Source organism: Winogradskyella eximia, assembly GCF_003386165.1.
Taxonomy (GTDB): Bacteria; Bacteroidota; Bacteroidia; order Flavobacteriales; family Flavobacteriaceae; genus Winogradskyella; species Winogradskyella eximia.
In genome coordinates this window covers 126,271-150,258 of record NZ_QRDV01000002.1, presented here as the reverse complement: position 1 = coordinate 150,258, position 23,988 = coordinate 126,271, and the positions used below count along the sequence as shown (strand labels likewise).

The following is a 23,988-nucleotide window of genomic DNA, read 5'->3' as shown; positions in this document are numbered from 1 at the left end:
GACCTTAAGGTTTAGACATCTTTAACTCCTTCGCTTTTCTCAATCGCTCCAACTCAAAAATCAAAGCTAAATGATACGCACTATCTCTAAACCCAGCAAATCTGCCAGAACCACCAGAATGGCCATTAGAAAAGTCTGTTTTTAATAGCAGTAGATTATCATCGGTTTTAGTGGCTCTTAGTTTGGCTACCATTTTAGCCGGTTCCCAATACCCTACTCTGGTATCGTTGAGTCCTGTAAAGAACAACAAATTGGGATAGTCTTGCGCTTTTACATTGTCATAAGGACTATAGGATTTGATGTATTGGTACTGCTTTTTGTTTTTAGGATTTCCCCATTCTTCAAACTCACCCACGGTTAATGGTAAGTTTTCGTCTAGCATGGTATTAATGACATCTACAAAAGGAACGTCTAGAATGACGGTATTGAATAATTCTGGGCGTTCATTAACCACAGCTCCCATTAATAAACCTCCTGCGCTTCCACCTGAGGCTACAATGCTGCCTTCTTTGGCATAATTTTCTGCGACGAGATAGTCGGCACAGGCTATAAAATCTGAAAAGGTATTTTTCTTATTAAATAGTTTCCCATCCTCGTACCATTCTTTGCCCATATCATCGCCTCCTCTAATGTGTGCAATGGCATAAACATAGCCAGAGTTGACCAAATGATGTACTGTTGGTCCGCCAGGAATGCCTTGACCAGAACCGTAAGAACCATAAGAAGTTAAATAGACTTTGTGGTTATTGCCTTTTCGTTTCGCACGCCATTTGTGGCTGATAAGAGTGAGCGGAATTAGTTTGCCATCTTTAGCCGTAACCCATTTGCGTTCTACAACATATTTGTAGAAAGGATGCTCAATAGGTTTGCTATGTTGTTTCACCAACCGTTTCTTTTTGGTGTCCATGTGATAGTTAAACGTGGTTGTTGGTGTTTCGAATGAACTGTAACTGAACTGTAAACTATCGGTGGCGAACTCTGGGTTATACCCCATACTAATATTGTAAAAGTCTTCTTTCAACTTGATAAAATGACTCTTTTGCGTGGTTTGGTTGATAATTTTAAGGCGTGCTTGTGCATTTTCCTTTTCGTTGATAACGAGGTAGTTATCGAACACTTGCAAGTCTTGAATCAACACTCCATTTTGATGTGGAATAAGATCTGTCCATTTCCCTTTAGAGACGTCTGCCACAGGTACTGTTGCAATTTTATAGTTGAGAGCGTTTTTATTGGTAACGATATAAAACTGGTCTTTGTGATGCGCTACACCATAGAGGTGATTTTTTTCGCGTGGTTGAATGATTTTGAAATCGCCTGTTGGGTTATCGGCTTTTAAGAACCATACTTCTGATGATGTGCTACTACCAGACCTTAAGAAAATATAGTCTTTGGACTTTGATTTTTGAATGCTCACCCCAAACATTGGGTCTTTTTCTTCGTAAATAACCGCATCGGTTTTAGCATTGGTGCCTAAGATATGACGCATGACTTTAGAGGCACGATAGGTGCCTTTTTCGATGTTGACGTACAAAAAGGTATTGTTATCTAACCATGTCATGCCACTAACACCAATAATAGAATCGGTTAAAAAAGTGCGGTTAGTGAGGTCTTTTATTTTTAAGGTGTACTCGTCTGTTCCTGTGGTGTTTTCATAGACCGCTATGCGTTGGTTATTTGGACTTACAGCTCCTAAACTTGCTGTATAATACGCTTTCTCTTTAGCGCGTTCATTAACATTGAGCAGCTCTTCTGGGATGGTATCGTTTGCTACTGCTTTTCGGTAATAGATAGGATATTCATCGTCTTCGCTATAAGTGGTGTAATAGAAATAGCCATTTTTTTTAACAGGCAATGAGGAGGTATTTTTTTCGACATGGCTTACTAATAGCTTGTAGATGTTCCGTTGTGCTTTTTTTAGTGGAATATTATAGTTGTCGGTGTATTCGTTTTCTTGGCGCAGATAATCCATTACTGGTTTATTGTTTTTAGGCGCTTTGGTATCCTTTAACCATGCATAATTGTCGGTATAGGTTTCACCATGAATCTTAAAGCTAGACGGTTTAATTTCAGCGATTGGTGCAGGCATGGAATCGTTTCGGATGTGCTTGTCTTTAAATTGTTTTTCTAGGGTTTTCTCGAATTCCATATCTTTTCTGATGGTGGTATCGATAGTGGCTAGTGGGTTTTTAGAGGTGTAGTTTTGCCAGAAATCCGCATCATAATCTAGTGGGAACTCATACAACTGATTGGATGATGTATTGGCGAAATTGTCGTCTCTAGCGAATTTCTTAACGTTTTGGGTGCTGATGGCTGTGGTCTTAAATTCGGAAATCGCCGAATAATAGGTTGTGGCTAAACTGATGCTATCTTTGTAGATGAACTCATCCTCGTGCCTCATATTATCCACGTAGTATTGATTGCCTTTTTTCTTAAACCGCACGTCTAGTTTGTAATCGAAATGCTTTACTTGGTTGAATTTGTAGCCACAAAAGTATTCTTTGAGTTGATTGGGTATGACACACTCATAACGTACAACAGCCAAATCCTTTTGGTCTATGTAGATTTTACCTTTTAGTAGTTTGCGTTTGTTCGCCTTTACCCATTGTTTTCTATTTCTTCCTTTAGGTGATGCTACGGCATCTAAATCTGCTTTAGTGGTTTTGGTATGAAAATCTAGGACGTATAACCAATTGCCGGTTTCGCTGTCTAGTTCTTCTGACACGGCATAGGTGAAATCGCGCGTTGCTTTTTTACCGAGAAAACTCTGTTGGTATTTTACACGGTTTCTGGCGAATAAACCTAAAGGACCACCTTCTATATTGGCTTTAAAATCGCGTTGACTTAAATTGCTACTTGAGCGTGAATTGATGATGTTGACTTGTTCGTCTTTTAAGGTTTGATGATGAAAATGAATGCGGTGTAAGGAATTATCGCTGAAGTTGAAGGTGCCACTACTCATTGAAAAATCATAAGGACTTTGGTAATCTCTCCATTTGTATTTCTTTTTGCTGTAAGGCGCTTCGTAATACTGACATGCGGCATCTGTGTATTTAATGTACACACCATTTTCTTTCATGGTTTCCCGATAATAGCCTGTGAGTAATGCAGGTGTACTGGTATAATTATCAGGTATGTTCTTAATGACTTTTCGTAATAATGATTTGGCGCTAGGCAGTTTCTTTTGTTTTTCTACAAAGACTTCATCTAGAGACACGGCTTCAGGTGTCATGTAAAAGGCATTTCCGTTTTTAGCTTTAAAATCGGTTATATTGATTTTTAAATCCTCGAACCCTAAGTAACTTATGGTGATGGTATAGGTGTCGTATTTTTTGGGAATGGTGATTTGAAATTTACCGTTACCATCCGTTACCGTTCCTAAACCTACTTTATCTATTTTTAAATAAGCATATGGCAATGGCGTATTGTCATCCTTGGCTATTACTGTGCCATTAATTGTTTCTTGAGCTGTGCTGCTAGTGGATGGGTTTGTGTTTTGAGCATTGGATAATGTTGCTATGATGAATAGCAGTAGTAAAAGCGGTTTAGATATCATGATTGGTGGTTGATTGATTTTGATTGATGGTTGTTTGTTGTTGCTGATTGATTTACAAGGTTTTGATTTTGTAATAATAGGGTCTTAAAATTAACCTTGATTTATAAATAACATTTTTTTGTGAAAAAAATTGCGTTTGAGAAGAGTTTGGAGTTTGTTTTGGGTTTTTGAAGATGGGTTCTCGATACATTTCTTAATTCTTTTTTGCACTTTGAATTAAGAAACACTCGAACTGACATTAGGGGTATGAATGTTTTTCGATGTCTCTTGTCTTGAAACAAAAGACATCGAAGATTCAGGAACACTTAAAACAATATTAACGCGTGAGCTAAACAAAAAAAATCAAGGCAACATATAATTTTGGAAACGATTACGGTTCTTTACTATTCTAGGTAAATCGTGTGTCATACTGCAAATGTATGAAATTAACATATTCACTTCCGTTCCACACACGTTATACTTCACTCCTACGTCATCTTGCTTTTACTTTTTTTATTCTTTCAATACATAAGTGTTAGTGTATTAGCACTATTTCCAGATGTCTTCTAGTTTTTCTAATGATTTTCCTTTTGTTTCAGGGACAAATTTATAGGTCACTATAATGATTACTATGATAAATCCTATGAAAATAAAGTACGGTAAAGAGCCATTCCAAAAAGCATTGTTATTGGTTTCACTACCTACTACCATTGGGAATGATTGTGATACTACAAAATTTGCTGCCCATTGTGCTGATACCGCAATTGACATGGCTACACTTCTTATTTTATTTGGAAACATTTCTGATAATAATACCCATACTACAGGTCCCATAGACAACGAAAATGACGCTATAAATATTAAGATGCCTAATAAGGATAGGATGCCTACATTTTGTTGCTGTAAAGTGACTCCTAAAAGTAAAAAACCGATAATCATTCCGGTGGAACCAATATAAATCAATGGTTTTCTTCCAAATTTATCTACTGTAAACATGGCAACGAAAGTGAATACGACATTGATAAATGCTAACAGAATTTGCTGTTGTAGCACATCTTCTTGACCAAACCCTAAGGCTTTTTCAAAAATATCAGCTCCGTAATATAGTACGGCATTAATGCCTGTAAACTGTTGTAATACTGACAAGGTGGTGCCAATTACTATGATGCCTAAAATGATTTTTGAAAAGTAATTTACCTTTGTGTCGGTATCATTTTCATTATGCAAGGATGCTTGAATTTCGTTGTAATCTACTTGTGCACTTTCTTCATCTTGAAGTTGATTTAACACCTTTATCGCTTCTTCATTCTTTCCCTTTAAACATAACCATCTTGGGCTTTTTGGCACAAAAAATAACAAGATTAAGAATAAGGCACTTGGTATTAACTCTGACCAGAACATGCGTCTCCATCCAAATTCAATATTCTCATTAAGCGTTAAGTTATTACCAATAAAATACGTGACTAAAAACACACTAAAAAAGCCTATGACTATGGCTAATTGATAGTAGGTTACCATTTTACCTCTAATAGCACTTGGTGCAATTTCTGCGATGTACATGGGCGCATTCATGGATGCGATACCAATACCTAAACCACCAATAATTCTGAATATCACCAAAGTGGTTACCGTTTCTGGAAATATACTAGGCAAACCAGACCCAAACGCTGAGATAGCAAACAGTATCGCTGAAATAATTAAGGATCTTTTTCTTCCTAATTTAACACTTAATTTCCCTGCGATTATTGCGCCAACAAAACAGCCTAAAAGTGCGCTTGCGACTACCCAACCTTTTAAGGCATCACTTAATTGAAAGTACTTGCTTAAGTAAAATTGAGCGCCATTGATAACGCCTGTATCGTAGCCAAATAAAAGACCACCTAAAGCCGAAATGATGGTGATGAGTAATAAGTATGATTTTTTATTCATGATGCATTACATTAGTAGTTTAAAAAAAAACACGTTCTAGATAAAAGCTTATACAGAACGTGTTATCCTCATTTATTTGATTTATTGCTTTAGTAAATCATAATTTTCTTAACCCATTGTTTACCTTCAGATTCTATTCTTACAAAGTAAATACCATTTGTTTGATTTTGAAAATCAATTTGAATGTCATTTATTGCCGTTATGTGCTCTTTCGTTTGAATTGATTTACCACTCATATCAAACACTTGCACTTTTGCTATTTCATTATTGTATCCTACACTAAAAATATTAGCTAATCTTTCTGATTTGTTATAGCTAATTTTGAATGTATTTTCTGTAAAATCCTCTATACTTAAAGGATACGTACATCCATTAAATACATCACCTACAGCATCTCCAGAATTATTTGCTGTTACCAACCTATTGTTATCGGGCGAAACAACAGTTGCACAAGCAGGATCTAGATTTTCCCAAGCACCATTATTTACATATTTATATTGCGTTGTCACAGCATAATTTGATGGAGTTGGTAACCTTAAGGTTCCGCTATGAATGTTACCACTTACATTTGGTAGAGCAAACACATCTGAATTCCATCCGTTATACCAACCTGCCAAACGTACATTACCTGCAGGCACGGTGCCTTCGCTAGACATATCTACATTAAAAGTCAACTCAAATCCAGTTCCAGAAGCATTACAACCATTAAAAGGTACGGCTTCTAAAACGACATTGTTACCAGAATCATTAATATACAAGTATCTATTCCCATTTGTACCTGCACATGGGTAACTTGGATTTTCAGCAAAACCCCAATCATTACCATTAACAAATTTATATTCTTGCCATCCTGGACTTACTTGTAACACCACAGAATAAATTTCAGTAGTCCCTTCTTGTACAAGCATTGTTGTACTGGGATCCCAACCTTGTATAGAACCTGCTATATGAACACCATTAGCATCTATAGTTTGCCCTGTCATGTCCACCCTAAAAGTCACATCTACTTGTGAGAATGCTTGAATAGAAACTAGCATCGCCAGCATCATTAAGCCAATAAAGTCATTTTTTTTCATAATAAAAGATTGTTTTAATTAATAAATTAGTGATTGCATTGCATGGGGCAAGATGTTGTTTACTATTTCAGCGTCCCCTACTATGACTTTGTAGGCTATAGGCTCGTCTGTTTTATTCATTACAACTGTAACTATTTCTCCGTTAGGATTTTGAAACGTTGTACTTTCTATTGTGCTTCTACTTGTCGTTGTACTGATACGTTTTGCTTTTGGTTTAATGAATTTAGAAAAATGACCGATGTAATAATACGTCGGTGTATAAATTAATTCGTTGTTTTGCGTGTCTGCATGAATGGGTGCAAAACAAAAGTTTTGCACGTGGTTAGGTCCTCCTTTTTCATTTAACAAAATGTTCCAATCCGTCCAACCTACAGTCCCACTATTAAAATCATTAATCATAGAATTGCCATAACGTTCCGCGTTAGACCAGCGTTGGTATTGTGTTGGATCGAACTTTTCTTGACAGCCTTCAGTAAATAGTAGATTTACTGATGGAAACGATTCTTTTATGTTTTTTAAGTTATCGTATTTAGGTTCTCCACCTGTCCAAGTTTCGTACCAATGAAACCCAATTCCCCATGCATATTTCATCGCCTCTTCATCTTCAAAAATAGTGTTTGCTCTATGTGATATTAAGTCTCTATTATGGTCCCAAACCACGATATTCTTATCTGCCATTCCATTTTTTTCGAATGTTGGCCCTAAGTTATTCTTTAGAAAATCTCGTTCTTCTTCGGCTGTATAAATACACGATTCCCAACGTTGTACAGCCATTGGTTCGTTTTGAATGGTGACACCCCAAACTGGTATGCCTTCAGCTTCATACGCCTGAATAAATTTTACAAAATAATCTGCCCAAGTTTGGTAATACTCAGGTAATAATTTCCCGCCTTGTAGCATGTGCTTATTGGTTTTCATAAACGCTGGTGGGCTCCAAGGGCTTGCATAGAATACTAAATCGTCTTTAATGAGTGCTTGTGCCCTTTTAATTAATGGAATACGCTTTACTTTATCCTTTTCAATAGAAAACGTTTTTAGTTCCTTGTCGCCTTCCTCTATGTACGTATGGCTTCCTAGTCCGAAATCACTGCTGTGAATACTGGTTCTGATGATATTATAATTAATACCCTCTTCAGAGAAATACGCCTTTAAAAATTCTTCTTGTTTATCCTTACTTAGCTTAGAAAACACTTCTGCAGCTGCATCCGTAATGGCACCACCTATTCCCAAAAATTCTTGAAATTGTTTTTCTGGATTCACAAAAATAGATACATCCGTTTCTAAAGGTTGTTGCGCTTTAACAAAGGTCTTGTCTGTATCTGACGAGAGTCTTTGTTCGGTACCCTCTGCAGTGGTGTATACTTTTACAGTTCTGCCTAATACACTCTTTTTTTTATTAGCATTGGTGTCAATACTCACTGCTAAATCAGTACTATTCTCCTTCTCATTCTGCTTACAAGACATAAACGTTACTGTTAGTACTATTATATAAAAACACTTTTTGATCATTTCTTACTTATTTAATTACCAAACAAAAGTGGCTACGGCGCCTGCTGGCATGGTTACGGTTATTGGTTCTTCTCCTGCATTAATGTTTAAAGCACTTTGCACATCTGAATTATTTAAAACGATGACAACGATTTTATCATCAGGTGTTTTATAGGCTACATTAGGGAACTCAGAAGAGGTATTGGATTCTATTCTTACAGCACCTGCAGGCACAAATTTTGAGGCATGCCCAATAATGTAGTATCCAGGATTTCTTTGCACTGAATTTCCATCTATAGTTATGGCACCTAAACATTCCGTACACCCACCATCTGTGTGTGGATTATTGTTTGAATCTGCCGCTAAATTCCATTGTATCACATTTTTACTCCAGTTTCTAGGTGCACCCACCATTAACTCTCTAACGTGCCATCTTAGGTCTGCATAATAATCACCAGGAGCCTGTATCCATTGCTCTGTGAAATACACGTTTTTGTCTGGGTGTGCGTTATGCACTAACGACATGTTACTGATTTGACCAGCATACAGGTGAAATGCAGAACCATCTACATAACTTTTTGCAGCCGCATCGTTCATTATTGAAATTGGATACTCTGGATGGTCTAAATTATGGTCGAATAGAATGATTTTTGTTGCCACATTTTCTGTTTGAAACTTAGGCCCTAAATGATCTCTAACAAAGGTTTTTTGTTGCTCTGCACTCATTACCATACTCGGATTATTATATGGGTTTTCTGGTTCGTTTTGAATGGTGATCGCCTCAATAGTAATCCCTTGCGCTGCCATGGCCTCTATGTATTTTACAAAATAGTCCGCGTAAGTATCATAATATTGTGGTAACAATTCTCCTCCAATAGTGGCATTATTTGTTTTCATCCAAGTTGGTGCAGACCATGGTGTTGCTAGTATCTTAATACTAGGATTGATTGCTAAAATCTCGTTTAATACAGGAATTAAATTTGCCATGTCTGGGTTTAGCGAGAAATTATCAAGATTTACATCGGTTTGTCCACTTGGTAAATCATTGTAGCTAAATGTTGTAGCATCTAAATCTGAAGCTCCAATGCTAATTCTTAAATAGCTAATTCCTATACTATTCTCACCTGATCCGAAAAGTTCTTGTATTAACGCTGATCTCGACGATGATGACATGTTATTCATTAACATAGCACTACCACCTGTTAATGCATATCCAAACCCATCCATTTCTTGATAGACTGTACTTTCTGATACATTAATGGTAAAATTAGAATTTGTTCCTAGTGGAAATATACCAGTCGTTGTTGGTGTTAAAAGATTGGCTTCATCTGGTGTTGTGAGGTAAAAGTCCACATTTACGTCTGCTACTTCTGGAGGAGCATATGTTGGAGTTTCGTCTTTATTACAAGCCTGAAGCGCTATTATTACTGCAAGGGTTATATAAAATTTCAAAGTATGTCTATTTTTAAATATCATGAGTTGATTGTGTTTTGTTATTGCGCAAATTCATAAGTTCCTGACTGGTAATCGTCCTCAAGAACTATGGTTACTGTATATGTTCCATCTGTATTGATGTTGACTAAGTTTGATCCTCCTCCATTAATAAGATTCCCTGTTAGTTCTGTTGGGTTGTCGCCTCCCATATCAAAATCCCAAGGACTAATGAATTTACTATCTGAACCTGCTATAAGATCTGTCGTTATGGTAAATGTATTTGGATGGCTATAGGTCATTGGTAACTCTACTCTGTCGTCCCAATTTTGCCAATGAAATAGTTTAAAGTTGTAATACGTCCACGTCAATTCTGGTGTACTAAAATCTATACTAAAACGTATTGCTCTATCTGATGCCAAAGTGAATGTATTGCTATTTTCTACTAACGTTAGTGCATCTGTTACCGCATCTCCATCAGGTGTAAGACTATCTGCCAAAAGTCCATTAACCGTATAGGCTGTTCCACTTCCATCAGATGCGCTGTTTAGGGTATACGTGTTACTGGCTTGCATAGGAATGAATCTATCTGAACTAAATACGTCTCCGTTTAAAGTTAACTCTTCAATCATGTTTCCATTTTCTAATAAGAATAGTTGTGTAGGTGTATCAATAGGTGCTACAACTGTATCATCTACTTCAAATGCATAGTTGTAATTTTCTGCTGATAAATTTAAGGTTACCACATAAAGGCCTGTTTGGTTGTTTGGAACATCTTCAACAGAAACTCCAAGATTACCAGCATCACTTTCCATCGCTAGACTATTTGGTGTGCCTACAATGCGCTTTAATAAATATCCCCAATCTCCATTCGCTCTAAATACAAAACCTCCCGTTTCAAGTAGGTTTATAGATGCTTTCCAAACGCCATTACCTTGGTAGTCTAAAGGTTCGTCTCCACCCCAACCACCATTGATTGGTGTACCTACCATACTCCAAAAGTCTATTTGAAGTAATTGGTATGTGTTGTTATCTAAATTTACAGTTATTCTATATACACCTGAGTTTTCTGCCACAATAGCTTCGCCGAAAGCTTCGATATTACCATCGCTACCTCCAAATTGTAATGCTGGTAATGAGCGCTCACTATAAAATTTATAGGTTTCACCAGCCACTAAACTGGTATAGACTTCATGGCTGTTTGACTGTGCACCATTACTATCTGTTAATCTTCTTAAGGCAATTGCTTGTGCTAAATCATTATTATTTTCAGTTGCTGTACCAGAGATGTACAGTGTTTGTGGCAAAGCTTCGGTTTCAAAACGTGTTACGTTTAATTCTGATGTAGTAATGCTCGTTTTACTTAGGCTCATTGCTTGTATGGCGAAAGTGATTTGTGCTTCTTGGTTTGCAGGAAATCCAGCAAAGGCCAGTGCCTCATCCATATCTTCATAACTTATTGATAATGCGGTTGCCGTACCATTATTGTTTGATTCTGACGAAAATATAGGAGTAGAAAAATCGGTTGCCGTAGCTGGTTTTATTAGTACTTGATATGTTACTGCATAACCTGCTGATGATTCTGCCGCTTCCCAATTAAAGGTTATGGTTTCGTTGGGTGTATCTTCATCTAATACAATAGCTTGATCTGCAGCTGGAGCTAAAATGATTGCTTCACTGAGTTCCCACTGCCCTTCTGGCTGTAAGTTATCTTCCTTTTCACACGACGTAAAGACGAACGCAAACATGAGTATGCATGCTCTTAAAAATAGACTTTTCATTTTCATAACTTATAAGTTTTATAGTGGATTTTGAACCAATGCAGGGTTTCTATCCAATTCTTGTTGTGGTATTGGTAATAATTTTTTAGCTGCTGTCATATTATAATTTACAGGATTACCTGTTCTTAAATCCACTTCAACTAGCGCATTCATTGTTGTGACTAAGGCATTATTTCTCGCCAAATCGTCCCAACGTTGCCCTTCTTGAAATAACTCCAAGCGACGCTCGTTTAATATGGTTTGTCTTAATACTTCTTTTGAGCTGCTTTGCGCATTGGTAAGGTCTGGCAATTGCGCTCTCATTCTTATTCTATTAACTTCATTTACAGCAGACTGTAATTGATTGGTTTCATTTAAGGCTTCTGCTTTTAGCAATACAATATCTCCATATCTAATGAGATACGTATTGTCTGCACTAGCAAAGCCACTCGCATTTTTCCATTTGTAACTAAAAGGAATTGTTGCTCCTTGGGTGTTTCCCCAAAACTCATCTACCCATTGTACCGACTCAAATAAAATACTTGCATTTTTTCTTACGGTATCACCTTCAGCATCAAAAGCATTGATAAGATCTATAGATGGTGTTACAAATTTTCTCCAAGAATCACCACTAACAGAAGGAGGTAATAGTAATTGTGGCCCAAAATTTCCTTCGTTTCCACCAAGGTATTGCACCTCAATAATGGATTCTGCATTGTTATAATTGTTACCACTGAATAATTGATCGAAAGCAATTAACACATAGTTAGCACTACTACTCTCTACGGCATCTATATGCTCTAATACTGCGTTGTAATCTGGTGTTGGTTGCTGTGCATACGCTTTAGCTGCCAATGCGTGCGCTGCACCAGCTGTTGCTCTTGCTTTGTTTACACTTGCATCATTTCCGTAAACGTCTGGTAATAGCGTTGCCGCTAATTCTAAATCTGCAGTTATTTGAGCATAAACGTCCTCTATAGATGCTCTAGGTATATTAACACTTGCTGCTTCTGTAGATGTTATGGTGTTAGTAATTAAAGGCACACCTCCCCAAAGTTTAATTAAGGTAAAATAGTGATATGATCTTAAGAAAATGGCTTCCCCTTTTATTTGGTTTCTGCGTTCTTCCGTAAGTAATGGATCGTTAATTCCATCTACACGTTCTATCACTAAGTTTGCTTTAGAAATAGCATTGTAGAGATTAGACCAATGCGTAAATAGTCTTGAATGTGTTGGTGCAATATCAATATAATCTAGTTGAAATATTTCTGGGTTATCACCACCTGCATAACAATTGTCTGAACGGACATCTTGAAATAACACATTATCCCAAACATAGTATTCTGACGATTGAAAGGACTCGTAAGCACCCACCAATGCCGCTTCTATTTGGCTTGCTGTCTCATAAGCATTACTACTTGTTTCCTCTGAAATTGGCTGAAGGTCTAAATAATCTTCACAACCTATAGTCACTGATAGAAGTAATGCTATTATTGCTGTTTTAAATATTTTCATGATTTATATATATTTAATTATTTTATGATCGCTTGCTTTTGGTTATTCATCAATGTCTTAGATGCTATCACTTAAAACATGCTCGGTTGATCGTTGTAATTTTAAAAAGTTGCGTTAATCCCAAAAATTAAATTTCTGGTTTGTGGATAGGTTCCGAAGTCGATACCTTGTACAGTGTTGCTTCCGCCAAAGGCATTGACTTCTGGGTCAAAGCCAGAATAATCTGTTATGGTAAATATGTTTTCTCCAGTCCCATAGATTTTTAAGGCTTTTATACCGAGTTTATCTGTTATACTTTGTGGTACATCATAACTTAAGGTGATGGCTTTGAATCTTAAATAAGATGCATCTTCTATAAAGCGTGTTGATACTCTAGAATTGTCACTGTTACCAAAACTAGCTCTTGGTATATCTGTAATGTCTCCTGGTTGTCTCCAACGATTTAATACTGCAGTAGATTGATTCTTAGGATCTATCATACCTTCGGTTTCAATACGTGTAACATTTAACATATCATTACCTTGCGACCCTTGTAGAAATACAAACAAGCCAAAACCTTTATAATTTAGGTTACTTGTAATGCCATAGAAGAAATCTGGATTGGCATCTCCAATAATTGTACGGTCTTCTGAGCTTGGTGTAAAGGTTGAATTTCCATCTTTATCAATATAGTATGCATCACCTGTAGCAGGATCTACACCTCCAAAAATATAGCCATATAACGTTCCTAAAGGCTCTCCTTCTCTAACCAAACTGGCTTCACCTCTACCACCTGTTATTCCACCTTGTAATAATTCTTGCCCAACCAAACTAATTACCTCATTACGGTTAAATGAGATATTAAATCCTGTACTCCATGATAAATTTTCAGTTTGAATGTTTACTGTATTTAAAGCCAACTCAATACCTTTATTTTGAATTTCACCAATATTTCTAATGGCATTATCAAAACCTGTTGCAGTTGGTAATGGTGCATTTAAAAGTAAGTCGTTTGTTTTTTTAATGTATGCATCTGCAGTAAGACTTACTTTATTATTAAACATGGTAAGATCGAAACCTACATTTGTTTGTTCAGACTCTTCCCATTTCAATTCAAGATTTTCAATGGATGCAGGATATGTACCAGGTTGCGCAGCTCCACCAAAAGGATAATTAGCACCAGATCCTACACGTCCTAAATAACTGTAAGCATCGATATTGTCGTTACCCACAATTCCCCAACCTGCTCTAACTTTTAGATCATTTATAAAAGAATCCTCTTTCATGAATTTTTCATTGGATACTCTCCAACCTACAGAGAATGATGGAAAATAACCCCATCTTTGATTTGGACCGAATACGCTAGAACCATCGGCTCTGAAGTTTGCGGTTAGTAAATACTTATCATCAAAACTATAATTTACTCTACTTAAAAAAGAAGCATTGGCTCTTTCTGATTTCCATGCTGATGCATCAAAAATTTCAGAACCACCATTTGGTGTTGTTACCGATGCGCTTGCAAAATTTCTTGTTTGAATTGAGCTATTTTCATAGGTGAACTTTTGCGCCACAGAACCTACTAATGCTTCAACCGTATGTTTTTTAAATGTTTTATTAAAGCTTAGGGTATTTTCTACAATGTAATATGCCTTTTTATCGGTATTGTTAATGCCTTGTCCACCAATAGCGACTCCAAAACCAGTTCTAAAAGGGTCTAAAAAAGAATCAAAGACACCATTACTATTATCAATTCCGTAATTGAATCTGTATTTAAAATTTTCAAGGAACTTTGCTTCTAAATAGATGTTTCCTAAAAAACGTTCGTTATTGTATTCTCTCTCTAAGCCATCTGTACTTGCCAATGGGTTTTCCCAGTTTTGAAATGGGTTACTTGTAAACATGCCATTGTCATTAAACACACCAATTATTGATGGCGTTGTTAGTGCGCCTAAAAGTACACCACCTTGGTTAACGCTATTATTATCATTAACATCTACATCTTTGTATGTTGTATATGCTATTCTGGTTCCTATTTTTAACCAATCGTTGATGTCTTGATCTAGATTGATCTTAAAATTACTTCGTGCAATTTCAGAACTTCTTACCGCACCTTCTTGTGATAAATGACCAGCAGACACAAAATAGTTAGTCCCTTCATTTTTACCAGACACTGAGCCTTGGTAATTTTGTGAGAATCCATTTTGAAAAATTTCATCTTGCCAATCTGTACGTTCTGTATAATTATCCCAATCGGTAGATAATCCCATTTCAGTCATTAAATCTCTATATTGCTCACCATTTAATACTGGTAAGGTATTCCAGACTTGTGATACACCTGTATAGATATCTATGCTCACTTTAGGTTTAGATGTTGTCCCTCTTTTTGTGGTAATTAATACAACACCATTGGCACCTTGCGCACCATAAATAGCTGCAGACGAAGCATCTTTTAACACTGTAATGGTATCGATATCGCTAGGGTTGATTGCTCTGGTATCGTTAGTTGGTACACCATCTACTACATATAGTGGTTCGCTACTAGCATTAATAGAATTGGTTCCTCTAATACGTACACTAAATCCGCCAGAAGGCTTACCAGAACCCGATATAACTTGAACACCTGCCGTTTGTCCTTGTAATAACGAACCCACCTGTGTATTAGGTCGTGATTCAAAAGCCTCACTATCTATTGTTGCTACAGAGCCTGTAATATCTTTTTTAAGTTGTGAGCCATAACCCACTAGAACCACTTCATCTAATGCACTTGCATCTTCTTGCATTTGCACATTGATTACAGATTGTCCATTTATTACAATTTCTTGGGTTTTATAGCCAATGTAACTAAACACCAAGATGGCATTATCATTTATGCCTTCTGTTAAGACATAATTACCGTCAAAATCTGTACTGATACCAATACTTGTTCCTTTAATAACTACAGAAACACCAGGTAATGGTAAGGTGCCATTTTCGGTTACCGTACCAGACACTTTATTTTGTGCCATACTTTCATTGGCACACCATAAAGACATTAAAATTGCTGTGATGAAAACTACTTTTTTATAAATCATTTGATTGTAGAGATATTAGTTTATAAACCTTATTTATTAACGATAGCAAATTACTACGATATGGCTTCAACAGCAATAGCCAGATTGCAAAAAGTGGATTTTTGGAACGCACAAATAATCACAAAATACTGTTTATCAGTATTTTGAAAATATTTAATTCTAAAGAATAAGTGGATTTTTAAGCGCTAAATTTCGACTATTACTGTTAAATCAATAATAAAGGTGTGCGGTTTTTATTAAAACCCTATATTTTTTACACCGATTTTATCATCTCTTCAAAATTTTCTTTATCAATTGCCGATTTATTAATCGCTGCTCGGTAATTGTAAATGGTATTTACAGAGTATCTTAAGATTTTTGCAATTCTTGAACTGTTATTAATGCCTAATTTTATTAATGCCAGTATTCTTAACTCTGTATTTAATTCATCATTACTTTTCAGTTCAATTTGATGCTCTGGTTTTAGCAGTTTATTAACATCGATTAGAAAGTTTGGATAAATGTGTAAAAACGAACTGTCAAAGTTGCGGTTAAAAATCTCAAGCTCTTCGTCTATAAATTGTTTTGACTTGGATAACTTTAAAAGCGCATTCATTTGGTTGGCATTAACATATTTTCTCACCAGTTTTCTGTACACATCTAATTTGTCTATATACTCGGAATACAGATTTAAAAAACTACCGATGTAATGTTCTTTTACTTTATCTACTTCAGACAGTTCAAAATACAAGCGTTTTAGATCTTCGTTAGACGTGTTTAACTTCTCATTAAACACTTTTAATTGTTCGTTTGCTGCTTTTAAATTGTTTCTGGCAATAGATACTTTTTTCACCTGTTTTACAATGAGGTACACAGCTATTAATAAAAAGGTCGCTAAGATGCTTATAAAGATGAGTGACTTTTGAAGTTTGTTTTTCTGTTTAATGCTTTTTTGCTCATACGCTTTGGTAATTAAAGGCATATTATTCGCAATATCTACAAAGCGTAATTGCGAATTATAAAACTCAGCATCATCGTAAGAAAAGTTGATGTATTGATGTGCTCTATCTATATCTCCTTCTATAAACAGAATTTTGGCTAAGGTTCCCATAGATGCATTATCCTTAACAGCGGCTTGAATATCTGAAATGGCCGAAAGCATGAGGTATTCTTTTTGCTTGGCAATTTGGTTGTTTAGTTGATACAACAAAGAGCGCTCAAAAGTAACTAGGGAAAAGCCTCTCGATCCCATTTCTACCATTTCTAACCGTTGTGTATTTACGGTAAAGGCCATTTCTAAATTCCGGCTATCTCTATATTCCTTTTCTTTAATTCTTAAGGCTTCTTCGGTATTTGGTTTTATTCTGGCATATAATGAATCTTTATATGCTGTATACAATTCGGAATAATTTAATTGACTTCGTTTCACCGCTGTATTGTAAGCCAAACCAGAGTAGCCTTCTTCGTAGGCAATGAAGTAATTGTTAATTAAAGATTCTGGAAGCGTTTTTCGGTCAATTTCGCTTAAGGCATCAATAGATTCTTTAAAGCGACCCGTATTTACTAAAAGTAATCCCATTTTTAATATGGCTTCATTTACTAATAGATCGTTGTTAAGTGTTTCTGCTATTTGTATGTTTTTCTCAATGTATTGCAGTGCATCGTTGAAACTGTAAAACTGATACTCTTCAAAAACGGCATTGGTAATTTCGTATTGCCGTTTAAGATCATTGGTTTTGTTGCTTTGCGCTAATAGTTTTTTTATGCGTTCTTCTTTTTGAAGCTCAAAGACTTTATGATTACTCATCTTGGTTTCGAGCACCTTAGTAAGGCTATCTAAATCTTGAGCCCACACGTTGTTTTGAAAAAGTACTACTGCGATGATGCCAAAAATGATCTTTAAGGTCTTCATTTTGGAACGTTAATTTTAATGCTTTGGTTAATTGTGCCTCTAAAATTAGAATAAAAAAAGTATCTAAAGGCTAATTTATTTGGTTTTTGGTGTTTGGTTTTTGGATTATTAGAGTTAAGCGTGAAACGTTTGGCGAAATGCGACAATATAATATGGTATGGCGTCAATACGAATTAGCTAATTCCCTTAATTTTAAGCATTCCATTGTGTTTGTGAAGCCTTATGATATATCAACTACGATTATATGGATTTAACCCATTCCTATTTCGTGTTTTGGGTTGATTTTTTGTAATTTATGGTATGTGATTTGTGCTTATTATTAACCTTAAAAACAACGTATTATGAACTATTATTTTAGTAAAATCTTAAAAGGTAATTTTAATGCTATCGTAGAGAAAGTTACCGCTGCACTTAAAACGGAACAGTTTGGTGTGTTAACGGAAATAGACATTAAAGACACTCTTAAAAAGAAGCTGGATGTTAATTTTAATAATTAAAAAATCTTAGGAGCTTGTAATCCTCCGTATGCTCATAAAACCTTATTAGCGGAAAATAAAATTGGGACCATGCTGCCTTGTAACGTTATTGTGCAGGAATTAGATTCTGGTGATATTGAAGTGGCTGCCGTTAATCCTATGGCTTCTATGCAAGCGGTGGAAAATGCCGATTTAAAAGGTATTGCGGAAGAAATTACTGTGAAACTAAAGGCTGTGATTGATGGGCTTTGATAGTTGGTGGTGTTTCTTTACAAGACACGGAGTTTAATAATACAATCTAAAATCCAATAATTTGCAGACGCTATAATGTTTTTGGTGCAACTCTTCTACCACAGCGAACATATCATCATCTTCTTTAAATAAATTAAAGAAGGCTTCATCAAGTTTTGTGCTCGCTATGCCATTATATGGATGACCATAGCCGGAAATCGCTTTTGCTCCAGTAATATCTAAAAAGTATTGTGCTTCTTCTTCGTCTAAATCTAGAATTTTTGCATTTGAAAAATGTAAAATTTTTCCGTTTAATTGGCCTTCAAAAAGTTCTGCAATTTCTTGTAAACTATAGTAGTAGTCATTTAAACAAATGTTATTGGCTTCTCCCCTAATCACCAAATAGATGATTTCATAATCCTTAAAGTTATGATCATCTAATACCAATGCGTTTAAGCTCTCTTCTAGGCCTTCAATGGTGTCGCAGGTTTTATAGATACTTGCTATGCCATAGTTTAGGGCCAATTGCTCTAAGTTTTTTTGTGCATCGGTTACCGTGTTGGTGTCTATATCATCTACTCCTTCTAAGCAATAAATAAAGTACTCTGTTTCTGTGATCTGTTCTTGGGATACTTGTGGTCTTTTTTCTAGCAAGCTTCTAAATTTATGCGTCGTTTGTAAAGTGCGAAATTAATAGAATGTTTTTAATGTTTTTAGTGGATTGGTATGAAATTTTATGAGTCTATATCAACAACAATATAACCTCTTATGTATTTGTTTGATACGTTGAAGGAGCTATGGTGTTTAAGAGTGGAACTTTATTTTAATTATGAGGGTTAAGAGCTTATTATTTTATTATGTCTTTTTTTCTTGATAAAAAAAGAAACAAAAAAATCAAGGCAGCATATAATTTTGGAAACGATTACGGCTCTTTACGCTATATTTTAAGAAACATGGGAACTCCTTAAGATTGCTTTGAAATTCTATTAAAGACTAGAACACTTAAGCGTATGTATTACTAGCCCCTTAAAATATGGACGCTGCACTCACCTATCGTTTTAACCAAAATAATATGAGGCCAGGCTAAACATTGAAAGCTCTATTTTTTATAATGATGATTGGATTTAAAGAGTATCTAATCTGTTCGCAATATTTTCTAGTTGCAATAACTCAATGAATTTAATCCTCTTCTTTAACGTGTAAAATATGTAATAAACGGTGTGCAATTGGCGCAAAAATTACGCCTACGGTACTTAAAAAAGCGATGCCACTAAAGAGTGCATAAAAGGATGCAAATAGTTTTGCATTATCTGTAGGCATTTCATTTACAGGTCCCATGCCTGTTAAAATTAAAGACGCGTTGTAAAAGGCATCTACCCAAGAGATATGTGCATAGTGATGATAGCCTACAGTACCAATACCTAAAGAGAATAGAATAAAAACAAATGAAAATAATAGATACTTAAGAACTCTAACTACAAACTTTTTAAACGGTAAGATTTGTTGGTTGCGATGCTCAAAAGGATGGTTTGTTGTTTTTTGTTTTTTAGGCATTTGTGTTTGTTCGGAAAAAAATGCTTATTCTATGTAATCAAAAAAATAGAGATTCTCAATATATATTATTTTTACAGTTGCAATTCTTATTTTTTAATTCTAACTATAAGATATTAAAATAAAATGACCTGACCGTCGTTATTCTCATCATACCTATCTGTACCATTATAGTTAATATCTAAACTCTCTACAAATTTACTCTCACTTGCAGCAATTAAGGAATACCTTAATCTCTTAATTTTGTCAATATCATTTTTGCAATCTAAAATGGAATTATTTATAAAATTGGCTTGATAATCAAAGTTTAAAGTTTTTCCATTTAAAATAAATGAATAATCCTTTATTTTTTTACTTCTAGTAAGAGCTCTAAATTCTGTCTCATAAGTTTGACTTTCAAATTTTGGAAAAAGTAATACGAAATCTTTATCATGCTTGGATAAGCTAAGAAAATCATCAAAATCATAATCATCAATTTCAGTTTTTTCAATCAGAGTTTTAATCATGAATAAACCAAGAGCTTTTGATCTAACGCTTCCGTAATTCATTTTACTTGGAAATTCTACAGCTTCAAAAACTTCATTATCATTTGCTTTATATATGGCTTCTAATTCCTCGCCTCTGCAGAATCTTTGGAATTTAGCAAATGCCTTTCTTTGTTTACTTAATGAATATATAGAGAAATATGATGCATATGTTGTTTGCCAAAACCATCTTTCTAATTCATTTAACTTCTCTTCAGACGGATTGTCAACTAATCGAAAAAATTCTGTTATAAAAATCAACTGTAAATTATATGGCAAAATGTTTATATTCAGAACATTAGTCCTGTGATATAAAAAATCTACAGCTTGATAAATATTTTCGAAAGTTTTTAAAGCTAGATTTTTAAAGTTTTTACTTTTGGCTAAGGTTTCAGTTTTTGTATCAATATATAATTTACCCGTAGAACTTCGAATGCATTGTAATAGTATTTCTGTTTTAATATCTTCAAAATTAAATTCTTCTAAATCGATTTTTAAATCCTCGATTTCATCACTAAATTTAAAACCGTTTTTTCCATCTTTATAGGTTAAAGCACTTAGCATCCACATTGGAGACATGTCACTTCCTTTCGAATTTATTCGTGAAAAAATTTCAACTGCATCTTGAATACTACCTCCATGTATATTTACAAATGCAACTTCATAGTCTAATAATGCAGTTGCTAGTTTTTTAGCTCTATTTATGTAGAGATTACTTATTGTTTCGTCAAATTCTTCTTGTATTTTTTTTGTAAAAGTTAAAAATTCAAATGTATCTACTAATACATATAATGGAATGTTTGAGACACTTATATTATTTTTATTTCTCGTTTTAATCAAATGAAAAAACTCTTCATCTTCTAGACTATAATAAACAATATATTCATCTAATATTGTTTGATCAACTTTATTCTTAACATACTCTAAAGGATTATTTAAAGCACTAAATAAAGTTGTTATTCTTTGATAACCATCAATTATGTATGAGTATTTTTTTGTGTTTAAATCTAATGTGTAAGGACCTATTTTTTTATTAAAGCCAAAATCGTCTTTTTCTGGATTCCAAAATAATAAACTTCCAATTGGAAACCCTTTACTAATACTATCAAATAAGTCCAATCTTTGTTTAACATTCCAAACTATATCCCTTTGGAATTTAGGCACAACAATTTTCCCCTTCTTGACATCATTTAATAGGTTTATTAACCTATCCTTATCTGGTCTAACATTAATTTCGTTGTTTTTATACATAAGTCAAAGTTATAATAAACTATCTATTTTATCAATTATATTCAATAACTCATTTGAATCTAATTGATGACTGCACTTATTATTTAAATCTTCATGAGTTATCTTATTACTTAGGAAAAGTTTTGGAACTTCTATTTTTGTTTTTATTTCTTGAGAAAGTCCGTTCTTTAAAGTATTATATTGTTCATTTGTTAAATCAGCAAATATATTATCTAGCTCATTTCTACTCTTCCCTCTGAATCCATCATCTAAATCATAGTAGTCTTGTTGAACTTTATTTAAATTAGCAATAGCTTCTACCTTCTCAGAATTTATATCTTCTATATCATTAAGCATTTCTATGGGCATATAGTTTTCCATCTCTCTTTTTTCAAGAATATGAAGAGTTATATTATTTAGATTACAGAACTCGACAAGAACATTGTTAGCTTCAATTATTTCAGTAGGATTTTTTTTATCACTATCAACTATAACAATAGCTCTTAAATATATTTTATTATCCAAATCACGTTGTTCATAGGTAGTAAGCATATTTCTAATCTGATTAATAATATCATTTTTTCCACCTGCATTTTTGAAGAGTATCCATCCTTCATTAAAAAACTTTAAGCATTTTCTTCCTTTACTTTTGAATTTATTAAATAATCCTAAAATAAAATTCCCATCATTCACTGCATTTTCTAAAAAAATACAAACAGGATTATTCAAGATAAATAATGCCTCATCAATAGTATAAACATCATCTTCGACATTATTATTATCACTAATTGTTAGATCAAATGATAGTGAGTTTTGTACAGTTCTTTCAAAGGCTTCCATCATTAATTCACCATTTTGAAGTCTTGCTTCTTTAATCCATTCAGAATCTATAATGCTTTCATCATCTAAATAAAAGTCATATCTTCTCTCGTAGAAATAGAAAAAACACCTATCTATTTTTGTAAATAACCCTTCATCAGAAAAAAGAGATGTATCAATTTTTACGACCATTCCTAAATTTGGTTGTTTTGAGCTTTTTTAAGAGCCAAGGTTTCTTCAAAACTTTCATTAAAAATATTATCTGGCCAAAACTCAACTGCGCCACTAGCTTTAATAGGAACTTTTTTCAATATACTACTTGAATCTTCATCATCATAATATACCCAATAAAGATTGATATCATCCCTATCCAATTTTCCTTCTGCAATTAATCTTCTTAATCTTAAAATAAAATTCTTTGAATGTGTTTCAATTAAATATTTGTTTTTCGTTTGCTGAATTGAATCAACTAATAATTGTGCAAGATTTCCATGTGCAGCTGGGTGCAAGTGTAATTCAGGTTGTTCCCAAATATTTAAAACTGGTTTTGTGTTAATTAAATGTGCTTTTACAATCAAAGGTAATGCTTGACTCATACCTTGTCCTACATCCACTATGTTTACTCCATTGTTACTTGAGTTCTTTCTTTTTATTCTTATTTCATAATAAGGTTCTATTTTATTAACAATTAATTCCCAACCATCAAAATTATTCTCATACCAACTACTCACCTTAGCTGTTAACTCTTCATCAATTGCTAAAACTTGATAAGCATTCTCACCTTTAATACCTATTCTTTTGTACTCGCCTTTTCCTTTTAGCAAAAAAGCTCTAGGTGGATTTAATCTAAAAGGACCTATATAATCTGTTTTTAATCTAAAAGCATTTTTTAACTCTTTTTTTCTATCATTCTTTATAAACCCTGAAAATAAATTACCATTAGCACTACCTATATCCTTACTCGTTAGCTTTTCATTTTGAGGAGGATTTTTCTCAAAACAACATTCCCAAGATGTAATAACAGGTTTCGTAACTGAGTTAATTATTTCTACATCCAAAAAATTATTATCAGAAAAAATTTTAAAATTTAATTGTTGTTGAAATTCTCGGTTGTAGAATAAATCTCTTGGTTCAGCACCTAATTCAATACGCTTGTTGATATAATTCAAAGGCTCAATAAATTTTCCAGATAAAGAGGATTCTATTAGAGTTGGCAGTTTAGCTATTGCACTTTTTCCTGAACTATTTTTACCAAAAACAATAGTTATTGGTTTTAACTCAAGTTCAGATTTATTTTTAAACGACTTGTATCCGCTAAATATAATTTTATCAATCATGTTACGAAGATAAAATAATTTTAATTCTTATGTAGAGTGTTTTATTAACTCAAAATTGATAAGACCAAATGAACTTTTTCATCAGCTAATCCAATCGATTCAATTCAAAAATAAAAGCCAACAAACCACCAAAATGCCCATTAGAAAT

The 23,988-nt window shown here is 34.2% G+C and carries 14 protein-coding genes and 1 pseudogene; 1 reads left to right on the top strand and 14 read right to left on the bottom strand.

What is annotated here, in order from left to right; genetic code table 11:
• Positions 1–4: 4 nt before the first annotated feature.
• The 9 genes from DFQ10_RS06365 to DFQ10_RS06325 all read right to left on the bottom strand — a co-directional run bounded on the left by DFQ10_RS06365 (position 5) and on the right by DFQ10_RS06325 (position 17,672).
• Positions 5–3,553: a prolyl oligopeptidase family serine peptidase gene (locus DFQ10_RS06365; protein ID WP_115816569.1), complete on the bottom strand. Its 3,549-nt coding sequence runs from the start codon at positions 3,551–3,553 to the stop codon at positions 5–7.
• A 528-nt stretch (positions 3,554–4,081) separates the two neighbouring features.
• Positions 4,082–5,461 carry a sugar porter family MFS transporter gene (locus tag DFQ10_RS06360; protein ID WP_115816568.1) on the bottom strand — a complete coding sequence of 460 codons (1,380 nt, stop codon included), beginning with the start codon at positions 5,459–5,461 and terminating at the stop codon, positions 4,082–4,084.
• 89 nt (positions 5,462–5,550) lie between these two features.
• The gene (locus DFQ10_RS06355) at positions 5,551–6,537 is read right to left on the bottom strand and encodes a T9SS type A sorting domain-containing protein (RefSeq protein ID WP_115816567.1); all 987 of its coding nucleotides are present in this window, start codon (positions 6,535–6,537) and stop codon (positions 5,551–5,553) included.
• Positions 6,538–6,555: 18 nt separating this feature from the next.
• Positions 6,556–8,001: a glycoside hydrolase family 30 protein gene (locus DFQ10_RS06350; RefSeq protein WP_245940637.1), complete on the bottom strand. Its 1,446-nt coding sequence runs from the start codon at positions 7,999–8,001 to the stop codon at positions 6,556–6,558.
• A 60-nt stretch (positions 8,002–8,061) separates the two neighbouring features.
• On the bottom strand, positions 8,062–9,477 hold the full coding sequence (locus tag DFQ10_RS06345; protein ID WP_245940635.1) for a glycoside hydrolase family 30 protein: 1,416 nt from the start codon (positions 9,475–9,477) through the stop codon (positions 8,062–8,064).
• A gap of 41 nt (positions 9,478–9,518) precedes the next feature.
• Positions 9,519–11,243: a SusE domain-containing protein gene (locus DFQ10_RS06340; RefSeq protein WP_115816564.1), complete on the bottom strand. Its 1,725-nt coding sequence runs from the start codon at positions 11,241–11,243 to the stop codon at positions 9,519–9,521.
• 12 nt (positions 11,244–11,255) lie between these two features.
• Complete coding sequence (locus DFQ10_RS06335) at positions 11,256–12,731, bottom strand: RagB/SusD family nutrient uptake outer membrane protein (RefSeq protein ID WP_115816563.1); 1,476 nt, start codon at positions 12,729–12,731, stop codon at positions 11,256–11,258.
• Positions 12,732–12,832: 101 nt separating this feature from the next.
• A complete protein-coding gene (locus tag DFQ10_RS06330) occupies positions 12,833–15,781 on the bottom strand; it encodes a SusC/RagA family TonB-linked outer membrane protein (protein WP_115816562.1) in 2,949 nt (982 codons plus the stop codon).
• Positions 15,782–16,034: 253 nt separating this feature from the next.
• Positions 16,035–17,672 (bottom strand): DUF6377 domain-containing protein, encoded by a 1,638-nt coding sequence (locus DFQ10_RS06325; RefSeq protein ID WP_115816561.1) that lies wholly within the window; start codon positions 17,670–17,672, stop codon positions 16,035–16,037.
• Positions 17,673–18,013: 341 nt separating this feature from the next.
• Here DFQ10_RS06325 and DFQ10_RS06320 point away from each other — a divergent pair.
• A pseudogene (locus DFQ10_RS06320) lies at positions 18,014–18,400 on the top strand (DUF302 domain-containing protein).
• Positions 18,401–18,433: 33 nt separating this feature from the next.
• Here the strand turns inward: DFQ10_RS06320 and DFQ10_RS06315 are convergent.
• From DFQ10_RS06315 to DFQ10_RS06295, 5 genes are all read right to left on the bottom strand, one after another.
• Positions 18,434–19,033, bottom strand: a complete 600-nt coding sequence (locus DFQ10_RS06315) for a DUF6642 family protein (protein WP_115816560.1) — start codon at positions 19,031–19,033, stop codon at positions 18,434–18,436.
• 525 nt (positions 19,034–19,558) lie between these two features.
• Positions 19,559–19,933, bottom strand: coding sequence for a hypothetical protein (locus DFQ10_RS06310; RefSeq protein ID WP_115816559.1), 375 nt, complete (start codon positions 19,931–19,933; stop codon positions 19,559–19,561).
• A 113-nt stretch (positions 19,934–20,046) separates the two neighbouring features.
• Positions 20,047–21,705, bottom strand: coding sequence for a DUF262 domain-containing protein (locus DFQ10_RS06305; RefSeq protein ID WP_115816558.1), 1,659 nt, complete (start codon positions 21,703–21,705; stop codon positions 20,047–20,049).
• Between the two features lie 9 nt (positions 21,706–21,714).
• Entirely contained in the window at positions 21,715–22,695 is a 981-nt protein-coding gene (locus DFQ10_RS06300; RefSeq protein WP_115816557.1) for a hypothetical protein, read from the bottom strand.
• A 2-nt stretch (positions 22,696–22,697) separates the two neighbouring features.
• Complete coding sequence (locus DFQ10_RS06295) at positions 22,698–23,840, bottom strand: AAA family ATPase (RefSeq protein ID WP_115816556.1); 1,143 nt, start codon at positions 23,838–23,840, stop codon at positions 22,698–22,700.
• Positions 23,841–23,988: the final 148 nt, after the last annotated feature.